Here is a 16603-nt window from a genome sequence, read left to right on the forward strand (position 1 = left end):
ATCATTAACTAAAAACTAAGGCATTAAATATGTTTACACAAAATGCCTATTCTCGATTATCGAGTAAAACAAATTTAGAAATTTTTGTATTCCACAAACACAAAGCCCAATCTATTTATTAACATCTTAAAAAAACACTATTTTTAGTGTTTACTCTTAGACCAATGACCAAAGACCTACTAATACCCATATTGGCCCTACAACATGTGCCTAAAATTGGAGCAACCACTGCTAAAAAACTTATTGCTTATTGCGGAAGTGCTGAAGCTGTTTTTAAAGAGAAGAAAAGTAATTTACTCAAGATAGACGGTATTGGATCAATAACTATCGAAGGTTTATTTGATAAGAACAATTTTGAAGAAGCAGAAAAAGAGTTGCAATTTATTAATGATAATAATCTAGGCTATAGCTACTTTACAGACACAAATTACCCTGAACGATTAAAGCATTGTATCGATGGTCCAATACTTTTATTTCAGAAAGGGAATATTAATATAAAAAACAAGAGAATCATAAGTATTGTTGGTACGCGAAAAATAACGACAAGCGGTGTTGCTTTCTGCGAAAGACTAATTGAAGAGCTATCAACATATAACCCTGTTATAGTTTCAGGATTTGCCTACGGAACTGATATTACAGCCCATAAGGCCGCTGTGAAAAATAATCTGCAAACTATTGGTTGTTTAGCTCATGGATTGAATCAGGTTTATCCTAAAGTTCATAAAAAGTACATGGGTGCTATTGAAAAACATGGAGGCTTTTTTACAGATTTTTGGAGTTCTGACAGTTTTGATAGAAAGAATTTTTTAAAGCGCAATAGAATTATAGCTGGATTGAGTGAGGCTACCATTGTCATTGAGTCAGCTGAAAAAGGAGGAAGTTTAGTTACTGCAGATATTGCCAATTCTTATAATAGAGATGTGTTTGCTGTTCCAGGTAGGACCACCGATAGCCAAAGCATAGGTTGTAATAACTTGATCAAAGCTAATCAAGCGCATTTATTATCTAATCCTATTGATATACCATACTTATTAAACTGGCAACTCGAGGACTTAAAAAAGCCAATAACCCAGAAAAAGCTTTTTATAGACTTAGAGTCGGATGAAAAGCTTATATACAATTACCTGAGGGACAATGATAAGCAACTACTAGATAATATTGCAACAAACTGTAACTTACCAAGCTATAAATTAGCTGGCCTGCTTTTAAATATGGAATTAAAAGGTGTTGTTAGACCTTTACCTGGGAAGTGGTTTGAAGCTATTTAAAAAAAGGTTCAACAACAAGCATCAATAAGATGAAACCATAGATTATATCAAGCCATACATAATGCAAAATTTGTGCTAAGTATATAATAACTACAAGAGGAAAACCTAATAATGCAATATAATTACCAGCCTTAACCTCTGAAATACTTTTTTGCCATAGCAAGCTTCCATTTTTTTTATTAGGGAACGCATGCGCTGCAACAGAAATACCTAGCCAGCAAAAAATGAAAAATATAATACTTTCTTCACCAAAAGAATAACCTATTGTAAACAATAAAATAGCAGTTAGTGTAGAAATCATAAAAGGAATTATCGAAAGTGAGAATATTTTAAAGTAGCTCTCAGGGATATCATGAATTATATATGAAATTGGTGCTTCAGATTGAAGATATTTAACTTCGTGTACTTTAACTTCAAGTAAATCACAAGCAAGTTTATTTGAAAATTGGTCGAAAATTATTCCTGGAAATGTAATTATTTGTACTAAAAGCCCTATCATTTTTTATGTGTTTAAATGAATTAATATCCTACTTTATCTCTTACACGATTAAGAACGTTATTTGCAACGTTTTTAGCTTTTTCAGCACCAACAGAAAGTGCCGCATCTACTTCGTTGAGGTTAGCCATATAATAATCATAGCGTTCGCGCGGTTCTGCAAAACGCTCAATAATAAGCTCATATAAAGCCTGCTTAGCATGCCCATAACCATAACCACCTTTTTCGTAATTAATTTTCATTTGTGATACAGCCTCTTCATCCGCTAAGATATTATAAAGTGCAAAACAATTACAAGTTGCCCAGTCTTTAGGCTCTTCTAGAGGTGTACTATCTGTCTGTATAGACATAACTTGCTTACGCAACTTTTTCTCAGGCAGAAAGACATCGATAATATTGCCTTTACTTTTGCTCATTTTTAAGCCATCAGTACCAGGTATAAGCATGGTTTCTTTTTGCACATCCGCTTTTGGTATTACAAAGGTTTCACCACCCATTTTAGCATGAAAGCGTGAGGCAACATCCCGAGTCATTTCAATATGTTGTTCTTGGTCTTTACCAACAGGAATTATTTCTGCATCATACAATAAAATATCCGCAGCCATAAGCATTGGATAAGTAAATAAGCCACCATTAACATCATCTAAACGGTCTGCTTTATCTTTGAAGCTATGAGCTAGCGTTAGACGTTGATAAGGATAAAAACAACTTAGATACCAGGACAATTCGGTCACCTGAGGCACGTCACTTTGCCTATAAAAAACAGTCTTATTAATATCTAAGCCAAAAGCCAACCAAGTAGCGGCAGTAGAATAGGTGTTTCGACGTAAGGTTTCTGCATCTTTAATTTGCGTTAAAGAGTGTAAATCTGCAATAAATAAATAAGAGTCATTGTTATCGTTTTTAGCTTTTTCTATTGCAGGTAAAATAGCACCTAATATATTACCCAAATGAGGAGTGCCTGTGCTTTGTATTCCAGTTAGTATTCTAGCCATATTAACCTTCCACAACAATGGAAGTCTCATTAAATTAAACTTAACTCAAAAATCAAAAACAAAGGTAATTTTTTCTATTATACTATTTAATTTATTTGTCTAGTTTTGAAACCATGAAATTATTTAAGTATATATTCTGGATTTTATACCGCATATGGTTTTACATTTTGGTGGCATTGCCAATAGTAGCGCTTCTACCTATTTTAATAATTTCTATTTCTAGAGAACAGTGGTATAAACACTTTTTTAAGCTGGCTCGGTTCTGGGCAAAATTTATACTTATTGGCATGGGCTTTAATTACAAAATAGTTCGAGAACAAATACCGGACCCAAAAGCGAGCTATATGTTTGTAGCTAACCATACCTCAATGACAGATATAATGTTAATGCTGGCGGTAGTAAAAAATCCTTTTGTATTTGTGGGTAAAAAGGAATTAGCTAAAATTCCATTGTTTGGGTTTTTGTATAAGAGAACATGCATTTTAGTTGACAGGAGCAGTGCTAAGAGCCGACAAGCTGTTTTTTTAAGAGCAAAGCGAAGACTAAATCAAGGGTTAAGTATTTGTATTTTTCCTGAAGGTGGTGTTCCAGAAGAGTCCATTGTTTTAGACGAATTTAAAGATGGCGCTTTTAGAATGGCGATTAACCAGCAAATCCCTATTGTTCCAATGACATTTTACGACAATAAAAAACGATTCCCTTTCACCTTTTTTAGTGGCGGACCAGGACAAATGCGAGCTATGGTCCATAAATTCATATCAACAGATGGGCTTCAAATAGAAGACACCAAGGACTTAAACACTAAAGTGAGAGAACTAATTTTGAATGATTTAATAACAAACGCTAAAGCTTAAATAAAAAAAGTCACCCAAACCACCGGGTGACTTTTTTATAGTTATTGTCATCATTGCTTAATTGAGTTTACAATAACTATCTACTAACTAAAAAAACCTAAAACTTAAAACTTAAGCCTGTATATACACCAATAAAAAATGGCCTAAAATCACCAGAGGTATTATTGAATGTATTTAATTGATACTTGAACTTTGGTTCAAGATTTATATTTATTTTATCGGTTAAACTATAATCGACACCTACACCAAAGTTTGCACTAAAACTAGTGTCGTTAAGGTTATTTGCTTCCCCTATACTTGTACTTTGTCCATTAATGTCGGCAAAAATCTCATTCTCATTTAAAAATAAAGTACTGAAACCACCACTAACATTTACTCCTAACTTTTTATCAACCAGTCTATATTCAACCTCAAGTGGAACTTCAATAAACCCGAAACGTTGCTCTAAATTTCCAGTGGCTATTGTTTTAACCGCAACAGACGCAGAATTGCTATTTATATTTGGTTGACTTAACAGGGTTACAGATGAGTGATCTATTTCGTTATTGAGTCTTACATTTTCAAGCCGTCCTGCGGAAGAAGCAGTTGATGAAAAGCTATTGTCTGCTAAAGCAATAACATTTTCAGTTATATTATTAAAATTCACCCGGTTGATTCCAGCTTTAATTTTTAATCTTTTGTTTATAGCATAACTTCCTTTTATACCATAACTCATAGAAATATCGCTATTGGTATTATTGTTATTAAATTGAGGGTCTATTGATGACCCTTCACCTAAAGAACTAAAGTAAACCGGTGCAACATTAGGTGCAACGCTCCACCGGCGAAGTTTCTTTTCTTTTTCACTTAGTTCTTTAGCTTCAGCAATAGCTTCTTCTATAGTTTGTTTGTTCTCTTCTTCTTTATTAACCTCTTCAGTAGTGGCATCATCGGTATTATCAGTATCACTAGTGTTTTTTACAACAGTATTTACTTCAGAGGAAGATTTAATAAGTTTATCAAGTTCTGATTTTGATTTAATTAGTTGCTCTTGAGATTTGTCTCTATCATTTTCATTAGACTTTACGACTGCATTTGAATACGTATCATCTACTGATTTAGGTAAATTATTTAAAGCATTAGAGTTCGTAGTATTTGGTTTCTGAGATATGTTTTCACTAACAACGGCTCTGTCTCTATTGTTATTTGGAGAAGAGAATGGTTGTGTAGTTCCACCAACGGCATTTGTTTTCGGTTCAGATGAGCTATCATTAGCATCCGAAGAGTTGTCTATAACCAAATCAGTATTTTCTTTATTTATGTCAACCGTATTAGGATCATCTTTTGTAGAAGAGCTCTTCTCAGAGTTACTATCGTGCTCAGTATCGACTACAATTGGTGTGTCATTATTATTATTTCCAATTGTAGGGTTTATTATAGCAAATAATAGAATAAGCGCAGCTGCAACTCCACCTAGCTGCCACCAGATTGGAATTACTCTTCGTTTTTTCTTCTTTTTCTGAATTCTAGCTTCTATGTTTTCCCAAACATTATCATTAGGCATAACATCGAAGTCCTTAAACTTCTCTTGAAAAAGTCGATCGATATGTTTTTTATCGCTCATATTATAATGATTGCGAATTTAAATTCGCTTTATAATCTTCAATTTTTTGTTTCAAAATCAATCGTGCACGTGCAAGATTAGATTTTGAGGTTCCAGATGATATTTTAAGCATCGCAGAAATCTCATTATGAGAAAAACCGTCTAAGACATATAGGTTAAATACTAATCTATATCGATCTGGTAATTCTTGAATAATTTGAAGTAGAAAATCTAAGTCTACATCATCATTATTAATTTCTACTGTTACATCTTCTATGGCGTTTTCGTCAACAATATCAAACACGCCGACTTGTCTGTAACGTTGTAGTGCTGTATTAATAGCAATACGCTTTATCCAACCTTCAAAAGAACCTTTTTCTTTATACTGTTCTATTTTATTAAAAATAGTGACAAACGTATCTTGCAGATTGTCTTCTGCTTCTACGTAATTTTTAGAATACTTGAGGCAAAGCGAAAATAACTTACTTGCAAATTGCTTATACAGTTGACTTTGCGCACTAGCATCTTTTTTTACACATTTATTTATGAGTTCGTTTAAACTCACATTTTGATTGGTTTAGTTAACTTTATTATTGAACAACAGGCACTTCAACTATTAAGTAGATATCATCCCCTGCAGGATCACTGCCTTGATAAAATTGAAATATGTATGTATCAGTACTAAATACTTCAAAATTGAAAGACACTGATGCACTTTCCGGAACCTGAGTACATACTTCATCTAAGAAAATGTTATCTACCACAGCAACAGTTCTTGTATTACCATCAGGTTGAAAAATGAAATTAAAGAATTCATAGCATCCATTAGGACGCGTATAATTCACGGTAATTTCATGTGTTTGACCAAATGTAAATTCATCAGGTATATCAACACTTTCTATCGACATTAATTCACTCGTAAAATTTACCACGTCATCACCACCAATATCACAAGATAGTACTGAGGTTAAGACAAAAAATAAAAGTACTTTCTTCATTTTTTTTAATTTAAAATTATAGCTTGCTTTTAGCAAGATGCAAAAAGTCTAAAAAGGTTGCGTCTAAAAACAAAAAAATCCTGAATTTTCTCAGGATTTTAAGTTATGCGCCTTTTTCATCGACCGAAGCCCTTACTTTATCTTCGAGCTCATCCATTAATTCTGGATTGTCTTTTATAAGTGATTTTACGGCGTCTCTACCTTGTCCTAATTTTGTGTCATCATAACTAAACCAAGAACCACTTTTCTTGACAATATCGTGTTCAACAGCAATATCCAGCACTTCACCAACTTTTGAAACGCCTTCACCATACATAATATCGAATTCTGCAGTTTTAAATGGTGGTGCCACCTTATTTTTAACCACTTTTACTCTAGTCTTATTGCCCATTACTGTTCCATTACTATCTTTTATTTGAGTTGAACGGCGAATATCTAATCTAACAGAAGCATAAAACTTAAGGGCATTCCCACCTGTTGTAGTTTCAGGGTTTCCAAACATTACACCGATTTTCTCACGTAATTGATTGATAAAAATCATTGTGCAATTAGTTTTACTAATCGATGCTGTAAGTTTTCTTAAGGCTTGAGACATGAGTCGCGCATGCAAACCCATTTTAGAGTCACCCATTTCACCTTCAATTTCACTTTTTGGTGTAAGAGCCGCCACCGAGTCTACAACAATAATATCAATGGCTCCTGAGCGGACTAAATTATCTGCTATTTCTAGAGCTTGCTCACCATGATCAGGTTGAGAGATGATTAAATTTTCTAAATCAACACCAAGCTTTTCAGCATAAAAACGATCAAAGGCATGTTCCGCATCTATAAATGCAGCAATACCTCCAGCTTTTTGAGCTTCAGCAATAGCATGTAATGTTAAGGTGGTTTTACCAGAAGATTCTGGACCATATATTTCTATTACTCTACCTCTAGGGTATCCACCAACGCCTAGCGCTATATCCAATCCAAGTGATCCTGAAGATATGGCATCAACATCTTCAATTGCTTGATCGCTCATTTTCATCACTGTGCCTTTACCATAGGCTTTATCAAGCTTATCTAAGGTTAATTTTAATGCTTTTAATTTTGCATCTTTTTCACTACTCATTTAATCTAAATTTTCTCTGTTATTCTTTAGGCTAAAATAGCACTTCTTTTATGAGATTACAATTTTGTGACGCAACCATTTTACACTTTTTACATCTACTAAATGAAAAAGGGAAAAATTGCTATGAAAACTTAAAGTTTTAGGTTAAATGAAGTTTTTTATAAAAATTATTCTTCGTAAAACTTTAGGCGCAACAATGACTATCAATGCAAATAGTTATTATAAAGCCGAAGATGGTTAGCTCGTTATCGTATTGGTTAATAAAAAATAATATGAATAGCGAGTTAGTCCAAAAAAGCACTTTGATATAAATTGAAGTGCTTTTTTTATTTAAAAATGTACATTTGCACAATAAAATAGACGTCTTACAGTAAAATTGTAAGACAGAAATTGCGATTTACGAGAACATCTTTAACCTTAAAAATTAGTATAGCATGCAACTGTACAATAACTTAAGTGCTAAAGAAAGAGCAGAACTTATAGAACAAGCTGGGAAAGAACGGCTTACTATCTCTTTCTACAAATACGCCAAGATTGGTAACCCAAAATTATTAAGAAATCACCTATTTATTAAATGGAACGAACTCGACGTGTTAGGTCGAATTTATGTTGCTAATGAGGGTATTAATGCACAACTATCTGTTCCTGCAGATAATTTTGAAGCTTTTAAAAACCATCTAGATTCTATTGTTTTTCTAGAAAACGTAAGACTTAACATTGCTATTGAGCATGATAATTATGCCTTTCTTAAACTCAAGGTGAAAGTCCGCAAAAAAATTGTTGCCGATGGATTAGATGATGATACATTCGATGTTACTGACAAAGGAACTCATGTTAACGCAGAGAGATTTAATGATTTAATTGATGACCCAAATACAGTGTTGGTAGACATGCGTAATCATTACGAAAGTGAAATCGGACATTTTAAAAATGCCATTACACCAGATGTAGACACCTTTAGAGAGTCATTAGATTTAATTGAAGAGGATTTAAGAGCGCATAAAGAAGATAAAAACTTAGTCATGTATTGTACTGGTGGGATTCGTTGTGAAAAAGCTAGTGCATACTATAAGCACAAAGGTTTTAAAAATGTATTTCAACTTGAAGGCGGAATTATTAATTATGTGCGTCAAATTGAGGCTGAAGGATTAGAAAATAAATTTATAGGTAAAAACTTTGTATTTGATCAACGTCGTTCAGAACGTATATCCGATGATGTTATCGCACAGTGTCACCAATGTGGAGAACCAGCTGATATGCACACCAATTGTGCTAATGAAGCCTGTCACTTATTATTTATTCAATGTGATAGCTGTAAAGAGAAAATGAATAATTGTTGCTCAACATCTTGTATGGAAATTATAGAACTACCATACGAAGAACAAAAAGCATTACGCAGAGGTCAAGGAAATAGTAACGATATCTTTAAAAAGGGTCGAGCAGACCACCTGCCTTTTAAAAAAGATTTGAGGAATATTTTCGAGACTCTCAAGAAATAATTCTAAGCTCCAATGTAACATTGGAGCTTTTTTTAGCCTTATTTTTTGAAGTTGTTTTAAGTCGGTAATTAGTTTTATATTTACAACTCAAAGATTTATGAATCCTTCTTTTCAGAATTCTTTAGTTTTCTGAAATATATATAACTCATTTTATGGCTTGTAACAGTTGTTCAACTGCTAAAGATGGCCAACCAAAAGGATGTAAAAACAATGGCACTTGCGGCACTGATAGCTGTAATAAGCTCACTGTTTTTGACTGGCTGGCCAATATGTCGCTTCCAAACGGCCAAGAACCCTTTTTAGGTGTTGAAGTCCGTTTTAAAAATGGCAGAAAGCAATACTATAAAAACACCGAAAATCTTACGTTAAGTATAGGAGATATTGTGGCCACACAAGCTAAGTCTGGTCATGATGTTGGTATGGTAACACTTACGGGAGAACTGGTTCGCGTTCAGATGAAGCGAAAGAACGTTGATATTGAAGACGGTGAAAAGGTTCTTAAAATATACCGAAAAGCCTCTCAAAAGGATATTGACATCTGGTCATCTTCAAGAGATAAAGAAGAACCGATGAAGGTTAAAGCCAGACAATTTGCCATTGACTTAAATCTTAAAATGAAAATCTCTGACATTGAGTTTCAAGGAGATGGTAGCAAAGCCACATTCTATTATACAGCTGAAGAGCGTGTAGATTTTAGAGAGCTTATAAAAGTATTTGCTCGAGAGTTTAGAACTCGAATCGAAATGCGTCAAGTAGGGTTTAGGCAAGAAGCTGCTAGACTTGGAGGCATTGGTTCTTGTGGTAGAGAACTATGTTGCTCAACTTGGTTAACAGATTTTAGATCGGTGAGTACATCTGCGGCTAGGTACCAACAATTATCACTCAATCCATTAAAACTAGCAGGGCAATGTGGTAAGCTTAAATGCTGCCTTAATTATGAGCTGGATTCGTATTTAGATGCCTTAAAAGACTTTCCTAAGAACGACACAAAACTCCAAACGGAAAAAGGAATAGCTGTTTGTCAAAAGACAGACATTTTTAAAGGATTAATGTGGTATGCTTATGAAGGTGAATGGATGAATTGGCATGTTATATCGGTTGATCAAGCCAACGAGATAATTTCCATAAATAAAAAAGGAAAAAAAGTTACTAGCCTTGAAGAATATGCCGCAGAGCATCAAGAAGACACTAAAGTTGAGTTTGAAAACGTTGTTGGTCAAGACAGTTTAACACGTTTTGATAATCCAAAACGCAAAAACAAACGTAAAAATAACAAGAGGAGAAATCGAAATAGATCTAAAAATCGAAACCCAAAGAATAATGCCAGCAAAAATTAAGGCCTTTACGATTAGTTGTATACTTACAGTTCTTATTGTTTCCTGCGATTCTAAATCGGTTTTTGATGCGTATAATTCGTTACCTAATAACTGGCATAAAGATGATGTAATGTCCTTTACATTTGATGCACCAGACACATTAAATGCATATAACTTGTATGTCAATCTCAGGAATAATAATGATTATCAGTACAACAATCTATTCCTCATAACAAGCTTACAATACCCTAATGGTAAAACATTTATAGACACATTAGAATATAAAATGGCCGCACCAGATGGTAAGCTGCTAGGTACTGGTTTTACAGATGTTAAAGAAAATAAACTCTGGTATAAAGGGTATAAAGCGCCCTTTATGTTTAAAGAAAAGGGGACTTATACAGTTGAAATTCAACAAGCTATGCGTAAATTTGGAGATGTTGATGGTGTTGAGACATTGGAAGGCGTAACCGAAGTTGGCTTTAGAGTAGAAAAGAATTAGCTATGGCAAAAAAACGAGCAAAAAAAGCGTCAGTTAGCGCATTAAATTTTTCAAAATACATTCGTTGGTTTTGGATGGCATTCTTAGGAGGCATAGTTGCAGTAATTCTTTTGTTTTTATTAGCTTCCTGGGGATTATATGGCGAAATGCCAGACCATACTGTATTAGAAAACCCTCGAACAAACTTAGCTTCAGAAGTGATCTCTTCAGATAATAAAACTTTATCGAAGTTTTATTTTGAAGATAATCGAACACCTATAGGTTATAATGATTTACCAAAACATTTAGTTGATGCCCTTGTTGCAACCGAAGATATTAGGTTTTATGACCATTCTGGTATTGACGCTATTGGTACACTGAGAGCATTTGCCTATTTAGGAAAGAAAGGTGGTGCAAGTACCATTACACAGCAGTTAGCACGACAACTTTTTATTGGTGTTAGGGATAAAAATAGTACCACCAATGCGATTCTGCAAAAAGCACAAGAATGGGTTATTGCTACACGTTTGGAGCGTCAATATACCAAAGAAGAAATCATAGCTATGTATTTTAATATTTATGATTTTGGTAATAATGCTGACGGTATTCGCTCTGCGGCGCGTATTTACTTTGGAAAAGAACCAAATGATTTAGACATTAAAGAATCAGCAATGTTAGTAGGGATGTTTAAAAATTCATCATTGTACAATCCAAGACCACATCGTAATCCAATAGGTACAAGAAATAGACGAAATGTTGTTTTAGCGCAGATGGCTAAATACGACTTTATTACTGATGCTGTTAAAGACTCTTTACAACAAACAGAACTTGACTTAAATTATTCACCAGAATCTCATCGTGAAGGACTGGCAACATATTTTAGAGCGTACTTAGCTGAATTTATGAAAGATTGGATTTCTAAAAATCCAAGACCAGATGGAGAAAAATATAACCTTTATAATGATGGCTTGAAAATATATACTACCATAGATTCTCGAATGCAACAATATGCTGAAAATGCTGTTGCTCAACATATGCCAAAATTGCAAGCTGAATTTGATCGTCAAAATACGCCTAAGCAAAATCCAACCGCACCATTTTTGGAACTCGATCAAAGTGAAATTAAGAGTTTAATGGATGTTGGTATGCGTCGAAGTGAAAGATGGCGACACATGAAAAATGATCTAGGCAAATCGGATAAAGAAATTATAGCTTCTTTCAACAAACCTACACAAATGGAAGTTTTTGCTTGGGAAGATGGAAAATTCACTGAGATAGATACAACGATGAAGCCCATAGACTCAATGCGTTATTACAAATCTTTTTTGCGTCCAGCGATGATGTCAATGGATCCGAAAACAGGGCATGTAAAGGCATGGGTTGGCGGTATGAACTACAAGCACTTTAAGTACGATATGGTTAAGCAAGGTAAACGTCAAGTGGGTTCTACATTTAAGCCATTTGTTTATGCTACAGCCATAGATCAGTTACAAGTATCTCCTTGTGACTCTTTGCCAAGAACACCAATTACAATTGAAGCCAATAAATTTGGTAACCCTGAACCTTGGACCACCAAAAACTCCGATGGTAAATATGATGGGTTTCAAACTTTAAAAGCTGCACTGGCGAGCTCAACCAATACCATAACAGCACGTTTAATGAATGAAATTGGTCCACAACCAGTGGTAGAGATGGCTGAAAAATTAGGTGTAGAACAAGAGATACTTCCTGTACCAGCTATTGCTTTAGGCACACCAGATATTAGTGTATACGAAATGGTTGCTGCGTACTCGACTTTTGCAAATAAAGGAGTTTATAATAAACCTGTATTAGTGACACGTATCGAAGATAAAAACGGAACAGTATTGTATCAGTTTCAACCAGAAAGTAAAGACGTTTTAAGTGAAGAGGTCGCCTATGTAACGGTTAATCTTATGCAAGGTGTTGTACAATCAGGATCAGGTAAGAGACTTACAGATACTTGGCGTGTCAATCAAAAGTTTACGAAACAAATGCTAACAGGTTATCCGTACGAACTCACTAATCCTATTGCTGGAAAAACAGGAACTACACAAAATCAGTCAGATGGGTGGTTTATGGGCATGGTACCAAATTTAGTAACTGGTGTTTGGGTAGGAGGCGAAGATAGAGCGGCACATTTTAAAAGTATCACATACGGACAAGGTGCCTCTATGGCATTACCTATTTGGGGACTTTACATGAAAGCATGTTATGGCGACAAAACATTAAATGTTTCTAAAGCTGATTTTGAAGAGCCTTCGGATTTATCTATTAATACTGATTGTAGTAAAGTTATGGATGATGGAAAATCAACAAACAACAAGGATTCTGATGAAGATTTAGATTTAGACTTCTAACACTTTTTTCTTACGTTTTAACGTGATTATTTCACTTACTTTTATTGGCTAGGTAATAGCTACTTTGACTAATCTTTTGTAATTTACACCTGTAGATAATCTATAGAATATGATTAATAAAACAGTAGTGGATGTTAGTGCTGCTCTTGAAGGTGTTCAAGATGGTATGACCTGTATGTTTGGTGGTTTTGGACTAAGCGGAATTCCTGAAAATGCCATTTCCCATTTGGTAAAATTAGGGGTAAAAAACCTATCATGTATTTCAAATAATGCTGGAGTTGATGACTTTGGCCTTGGACTTTTGTTACAAGGAAAGCAAATAAAAAAAATGACCTCATCTTATGTGGGTGAAAATGATGAGTTTGAACGACAGATGTTAAGTGGCGAATTAGAAGTAGAACTTATTCCTCAAGGTACTTTAGCAGAACGTTGTCGTGCAGCGCAAGCTGGTTTTCCGGCGTTTTATACACCAGCTGGTTATGGAACTGAAGTCGCAGAAGGCAAAGAGACCAGAGAGTTTGATGGCAAAATGCATGTTTTAGAATATGCGCCAAAAGCCGACTTTGCATTTGTAAAAGCTTGGAAAGGTGACGAAGCAGGCAATTTAATATTTAAAGGTACCGCAAGAAATTTTAATGCTAACATGTGCGGAGCTGCTAAAATTACTGTTGCTGAGGTAGAAGAGTTAGTGCCAGTTGGAGAATTAGACCCAAATCAAATTCATATTCCAGGAATATTTGTGCAGCGTATTTTTAAAGGTGAAAAATATGAGAAACGAATTGAACAAAGAACAGTAAGACAAAGAGCTTAATTATGCTAGATAAAAACGGAATTGCAAAGCGTATTGCTAAAGAAGTCAAAGATGGATACTACGTAAATCTTGGAATTGGAATACCTACACTTGTTGCAAACTTTGTGAGAGATGATATTGAAGTTGAGTTTCAGAGTGAAAATGGTGTATTAGGAATGGGACCTTTTCCTTTTGAAGGTGAAGAAGACGCTGATATAATCAACGCTGGTAAACAAACTATAACTACATTACCAGGAGCAAGTTTTTTTGATTCTGCTACAAGTTTTTCAATGATTCGTGGTCAACATGTCGATTTAACAATATTAGGAGCTATGGAAGTAGCAGAAAATGGAGACATTGCGAATTGGAAAATTCCAGGTAAAATGGTTAAAGGCATGGGTGGTGCTATGGACTTAGTCGCTAGTGCCGAAAATATTATTGTGGCTATGATGCATACAAATAAAAGAGGCGAGTCTAAATTGCTTAAGTCGTGTACTTTGCCATTAACAGGTGTTGGCTGTGTAAAAAAGATTGTTACTAATTTGGCAGTTGTTGAAATTACTGATAAGGGATTTAAACTTTTAGAAAGAGCACCAGGAGTTACTGTTGAAGATATTAAAAATGCAACTGAAGGTCACCTTATTATTGATGGAGAAATCCCTGAAATGACATTATAGATTCACTTTAGTTTGAAAAATGAAATCGCCAAAACGGCGATTTTTTTATACTAAAAATCAGACAAATGTTAAAATTTAGTGCATTTCATCGATTAATAGTGTATTTTGTCGTTATTATTGAAATATTAATACCATATTAGCAATCCCAAATCAAAATAACCAAGTTAACCAAATTTACCATAAACTTAATTTATGATTTGCTCCAAATCTATCATAAATTTCTACTTATGAAAACAAAATCAAATCTACCAGAACCTACTTTTGAAGAAAAACCTACAAAACTTAAAAATACGCTCAAGCTTATCTCGGGCGTATTTTACTTAACCAAAAAGATTTTCTTCTTATAACCCTTTAGGAATTGCACTAATAAGCTTCTTAGTATAATCCTTTTCAGGGTTCTTGTACACAATATCTGCTTCTCCTAATTCTACAATTTCTCCTTTATTCATAACCATTAATTGATCGGCCATATATTTTACTACTGCCAGATCATGAGAAATAAAAATATAGGTAAACCCAAATTTTTCTTTTAAGTTGTTTAACAAGTTTAACACTTGAGCTTGCACAGATATATCTAACGCAGAAACAGATTCATCACAAACAATTAGTTTTGGTTTTAAAGCAATAGTTCGGGCAATACCAACACGTTGACGTTGACCTCCTGAGAATTGGTGCGGGTATTTGTTAAAATCATTTTCACTTAAACCTACACCGTTTAATATATCTATGGCCTGAGCCTTACGTTCGTCATTAGTAGTTTTAATATTATGAACCTTCATAGGTTCCATAATTGTTTTTCCAACAGTTAATCTAGGATTAAGAGAAGCAAATGGATCTTGAAAAATTATCTGTATGTCTTTTCTTAATTTTCGAAGTTCTTGCTTTTTTAAGTTAGTGATGTCTTTACCTTTATATTTTAGAATACCTGATGTTGCTTTATCTAATTGAAGAATTGCATTTCCTAATGTAGATTTACCACAACCAGATTCACCAACAAGACCAAGAGTTTCACCTTCATATATTTTAAAGCTTACTTTGTTTACCGCTTTAAAAGGAACTTTTGGCTTAAACATTCCTTGACTTGATAAGTAAACTTTTTCTAAATCTATAACCTCTAGCAAAGGGGACTGTTTGTAAAGTGAGACATGTCTTTTTTTACGCTCACTACTAGTTATGACTTCAGTATTTATAGTGTCGTTTATATAATCTTTTACTGTAGGTAATTGTTTCAGCCTAAATTCTACAGATGGTCTTGAGTTAAATAATGCTTTAGTATATGTGTGATTAGGGTTTTTAAAAATTTGATGAACTTCACCTTGCTCAACAATTTCGCCTTTGTACATTACAATAACCTTATCGGCAATTTCGGAAACAAGAGCTAAGTCGTGAGAAATAAAAATCATACTCATTTTTGTTTCTGCCTGAAGCTCTTTCAGTAATTCTATTATTTCTTTTTGAACTGTTACATCTAGCGCAGTAGTGGGTTCATCAGCGATAAGAAGTTTAGGCTTGCACGAAATAGCCATAGCTATCATAACGCGTTGTTTCTGACCACCCGAAATTTCATGAGGATAAGCTTTATAAACGCGTTCTGGATTAGGAAGCTTTACTTTTTCAAATAATGAAAGCACCTCTTTTTTTAATTCCGTCTTTGATAATGATTCATTCTTGTTAATTAACTCTTCAACTTGTTTTCCACAAGTCATAGTAGGATTTAAAGAGCTCATTGGTTCTTGAAAAATCATGGCAATCTCATTACCTCTTACAGATCGCATGGTTTCTTGAGTAGCGCTCAATAAATCGTTACCTTCAAAAATTACTGCGCCTGAAGAAATCTCCGAAATGCCTTTTGGTAACAACCCAAGAATAGCAAGAGAAGACACTGATTTCCCCGAACCTGATTCGCCTACAATACCAAGAATTTCATTTGAATCCAGATTAAAAGAAATGTTATCAATTACTTTTAAATTATCCTTTTCTAACCTAAAGCTGATGCTCAGACTTTTGACGCTTAATAATGAAGATTTAGACATTAATTAAATATAAAAATTTAAGTATTGATTTTAAGTTTATATCATGAAATTTTTTGACAAGTAAGTATTTTCTTCAAATGCATTATGGAAAAACCGTAAGAAATTTTTCATCATGTGCAGTTCAT

15 protein-coding genes are annotated in these 16603 nt (G+C 34.1%); 8 read left to right on the plus strand and 7 right to left on the minus strand.

Annotation, left to right across the window (positions count from 1 at the left end):
• The first annotated feature begins 164 nt into the window (after nt 1-164).
• Nucleotides 165-1268 (plus strand): DNA-processing protein DprA, encoded by a 1104-nt coding sequence (gene dprA / locus ED556_RS03295; RefSeq protein ID WP_296319295.1) that lies wholly within the window; start codon nt 165-167, stop codon nt 1266-1268.
• On the opposite strand, the gene ED556_RS03300 is transcribed toward dprA, so the two are convergent.
• Together ED556_RS03300 and trpS are read right to left on the minus strand one after the other, a co-directional pair.
• Nucleotides 1261-1767, minus strand: a complete 507-nt coding sequence (locus ED556_RS03300; protein ID WP_296319297.1) for a hypothetical protein — start codon at nt 1765-1767, stop codon at nt 1261-1263. The two genes, dprA and ED556_RS03300, sit on opposite strands and share 8 nt — an antisense overlap.
• A gap of 20 nt (nt 1768-1787) precedes the next feature.
• Nucleotides 1788-2759, minus strand: coding sequence for a tryptophan--tRNA ligase (gene trpS, locus ED556_RS03305; RefSeq protein ID WP_296319813.1), 972 nt, complete (start codon nt 2757-2759; stop codon nt 1788-1790).
• Between the two features lie 113 nt (nt 2760-2872).
• Here trpS and ED556_RS03310 point away from each other — a divergent pair, with 113 nt between their 5' ends.
• Nucleotides 2873-3613: a lysophospholipid acyltransferase family protein gene (locus tag ED556_RS03310; RefSeq protein ID WP_296319299.1), complete on the plus strand. Its 741-nt coding sequence runs from the start codon at nt 2873-2875 to the stop codon at nt 3611-3613.
• Between the two features lie 97 nt (nt 3614-3710).
• Here ED556_RS03310 and ED556_RS03315 read toward each other — a convergent pair whose 3' ends face one another.
• The 4 genes from ED556_RS03315 to recA form a co-directional block, all read right to left on the minus strand.
• The gene (locus ED556_RS03315) at nt 3711-5216 is read right to left on the minus strand and encodes an outer membrane beta-barrel protein (protein ID WP_296319303.1); all 1506 of its coding nucleotides are present in this window, start codon (nt 5214-5216) and stop codon (nt 3711-3713) included.
• 1 nt (nt 5217) lies between these two features.
• A complete protein-coding gene (locus ED556_RS03320; RefSeq protein ID WP_296319305.1) occupies nt 5218-5760 on the minus strand; it encodes an RNA polymerase sigma factor in 543 nt (180 codons plus the stop codon).
• Nucleotides 5761-5785: 25 nt separating this feature from the next.
• Nucleotides 5786-6193 carry a hypothetical protein gene (locus ED556_RS03325; protein WP_296319307.1) on the minus strand — a complete coding sequence of 136 codons (408 nt, stop codon included), beginning with the start codon at nt 6191-6193 and terminating at the stop codon, nt 5786-5788.
• Between the two features lie 103 nt (nt 6194-6296).
• Nucleotides 6297-7304, minus strand: a complete 1008-nt coding sequence (gene recA, locus ED556_RS03330; RefSeq protein ID WP_296319310.1) for a recombinase RecA — start codon at nt 7302-7304, stop codon at nt 6297-6299.
• 434 nt (nt 7305-7738) lie between these two features.
• Between recA and ED556_RS03335 the strand changes: the two genes are divergently transcribed.
• The 6 genes from ED556_RS03335 (at nt 7739) to ED556_RS03360 (ending at nt 14445) form a co-directional block, all read left to right on the plus strand.
• Nucleotides 7739-8803 (plus strand): rhodanese-related sulfurtransferase, encoded by a 1065-nt coding sequence (locus ED556_RS03335; protein WP_296319312.1) that lies wholly within the window; start codon nt 7739-7741, stop codon nt 8801-8803.
• Between the two features lie 152 nt (nt 8804-8955).
• Complete coding sequence (ricT, locus tag ED556_RS03340) at nt 8956-10140, plus strand: regulatory iron-sulfur-containing complex subunit RicT (protein WP_296319314.1); 1185 nt, start codon at nt 8956-8958, stop codon at nt 10138-10140.
• On the plus strand, nt 10124-10621 hold the full coding sequence (locus tag ED556_RS03345) for a gliding motility lipoprotein GldH (protein ID WP_296319316.1): 498 nt from the start codon (nt 10124-10126) through the stop codon (nt 10619-10621). Before ricT ends, ED556_RS03345 begins: the two co-directional genes overlap by 17 nt.
• A gap of 2 nt (nt 10622-10623) precedes the next feature.
• Nucleotides 10624-12978: a transglycosylase domain-containing protein gene (locus tag ED556_RS03350; RefSeq protein WP_296319318.1), complete on the plus strand. Its 2355-nt coding sequence runs from the start codon at nt 10624-10626 to the stop codon at nt 12976-12978.
• A 109-nt stretch (nt 12979-13087) separates the two neighbouring features.
• A complete protein-coding gene (locus tag ED556_RS03355) occupies nt 13088-13789 on the plus strand; it encodes a CoA transferase subunit A (RefSeq protein ID WP_296319321.1) in 702 nt (233 codons plus the stop codon).
• 2 nt (nt 13790-13791) lie between these two features.
• Nucleotides 13792-14445 carry a CoA transferase subunit B gene (locus ED556_RS03360; RefSeq protein ID WP_296319323.1) on the plus strand — a complete coding sequence of 218 codons (654 nt, stop codon included), beginning with the start codon at nt 13792-13794 and terminating at the stop codon, nt 14443-14445.
• A gap of 341 nt (nt 14446-14786) precedes the next feature.
• Here ED556_RS03360 and ED556_RS03365 read toward each other — a convergent pair whose 3' ends face one another.
• Nucleotides 14787-16478: an ABC transporter ATP-binding protein gene (locus ED556_RS03365; protein ID WP_296319325.1), complete on the minus strand. Its 1692-nt coding sequence runs from the start codon at nt 16476-16478 to the stop codon at nt 14787-14789.
• Nucleotides 16479-16603 lie beyond the last annotated feature (125 nt).

Source organism: Winogradskyella sp. (assembly GCF_003712105.1).
In the GTDB taxonomy this organism is placed as follows: Bacteria; Bacteroidota; Bacteroidia; order Flavobacteriales; family Flavobacteriaceae; genus Winogradskyella.

Coding starts and splice junctions, on each gene's coding strand:
- ED556_RS03310 (WP_296319299.1), top strand. CDS start 2,873: ATGAAATTATTTAAGTATATATTCTGGATTTTATACCGCATATGGTTT.
- dprA (WP_296319295.1), top strand. CDS start 165: ATGACCAAAGACCTACTAATACCCATATTGGCCCTACAACATGTGCCT.
- ED556_RS03335 (WP_296319312.1), top strand. CDS start 7,739: ATGCAACTGTACAATAACTTAAGTGCTAAAGAAAGAGCAGAACTTATA.
- ED556_RS03300 (WP_296319297.1), bottom strand. CDS start 1,767: ATGATAGGGCTTTTAGTACAAATAATTACATTTCCAGGAATAATTTTC.
- ED556_RS03355 (WP_296319321.1), top strand. CDS start 13,088: ATGATTAATAAAACAGTAGTGGATGTTAGTGCTGCTCTTGAAGGTGTT.
- ED556_RS03315 (WP_296319303.1), bottom strand. CDS start 5,216: ATGAGCGATAAAAAACATATCGATCGACTTTTTCAAGAGAAGTTTAAG.
- trpS (WP_296319813.1), bottom strand. CDS start 2,759: ATGGCTAGAATACTAACTGGAATACAAAGCACAGGCACTCCTCATTTG.
- ED556_RS03345 (WP_296319316.1), top strand. CDS start 10,124: ATGCCAGCAAAAATTAAGGCCTTTACGATTAGTTGTATACTTACAGTT.
- ED556_RS03325 (WP_296319307.1), bottom strand. CDS start 6,193: ATGAAGAAAGTACTTTTATTTTTTGTCTTAACCTCAGTACTATCTTGT.
- recA (WP_296319310.1), bottom strand. CDS start 7,304: ATGAGTAGTGAAAAAGATGCAAAATTAAAAGCATTAAAATTAACCTTA.
- ED556_RS03360 (WP_296319323.1), top strand. CDS start 13,792: ATGCTAGATAAAAACGGAATTGCAAAGCGTATTGCTAAAGAAGTCAAA.
- ED556_RS03365 (WP_296319325.1), bottom strand. CDS start 16,478: ATGTCTAAATCTTCATTATTAAGCGTCAAAAGTCTGAGCATCAGCTTT.
- ED556_RS03350 (WP_296319318.1), top strand. CDS start 10,624: ATGGCAAAAAAACGAGCAAAAAAAGCGTCAGTTAGCGCATTAAATTTT.
- ricT (WP_296319314.1), top strand. CDS start 8,956: ATGGCTTGTAACAGTTGTTCAACTGCTAAAGATGGCCAACCAAAAGGA.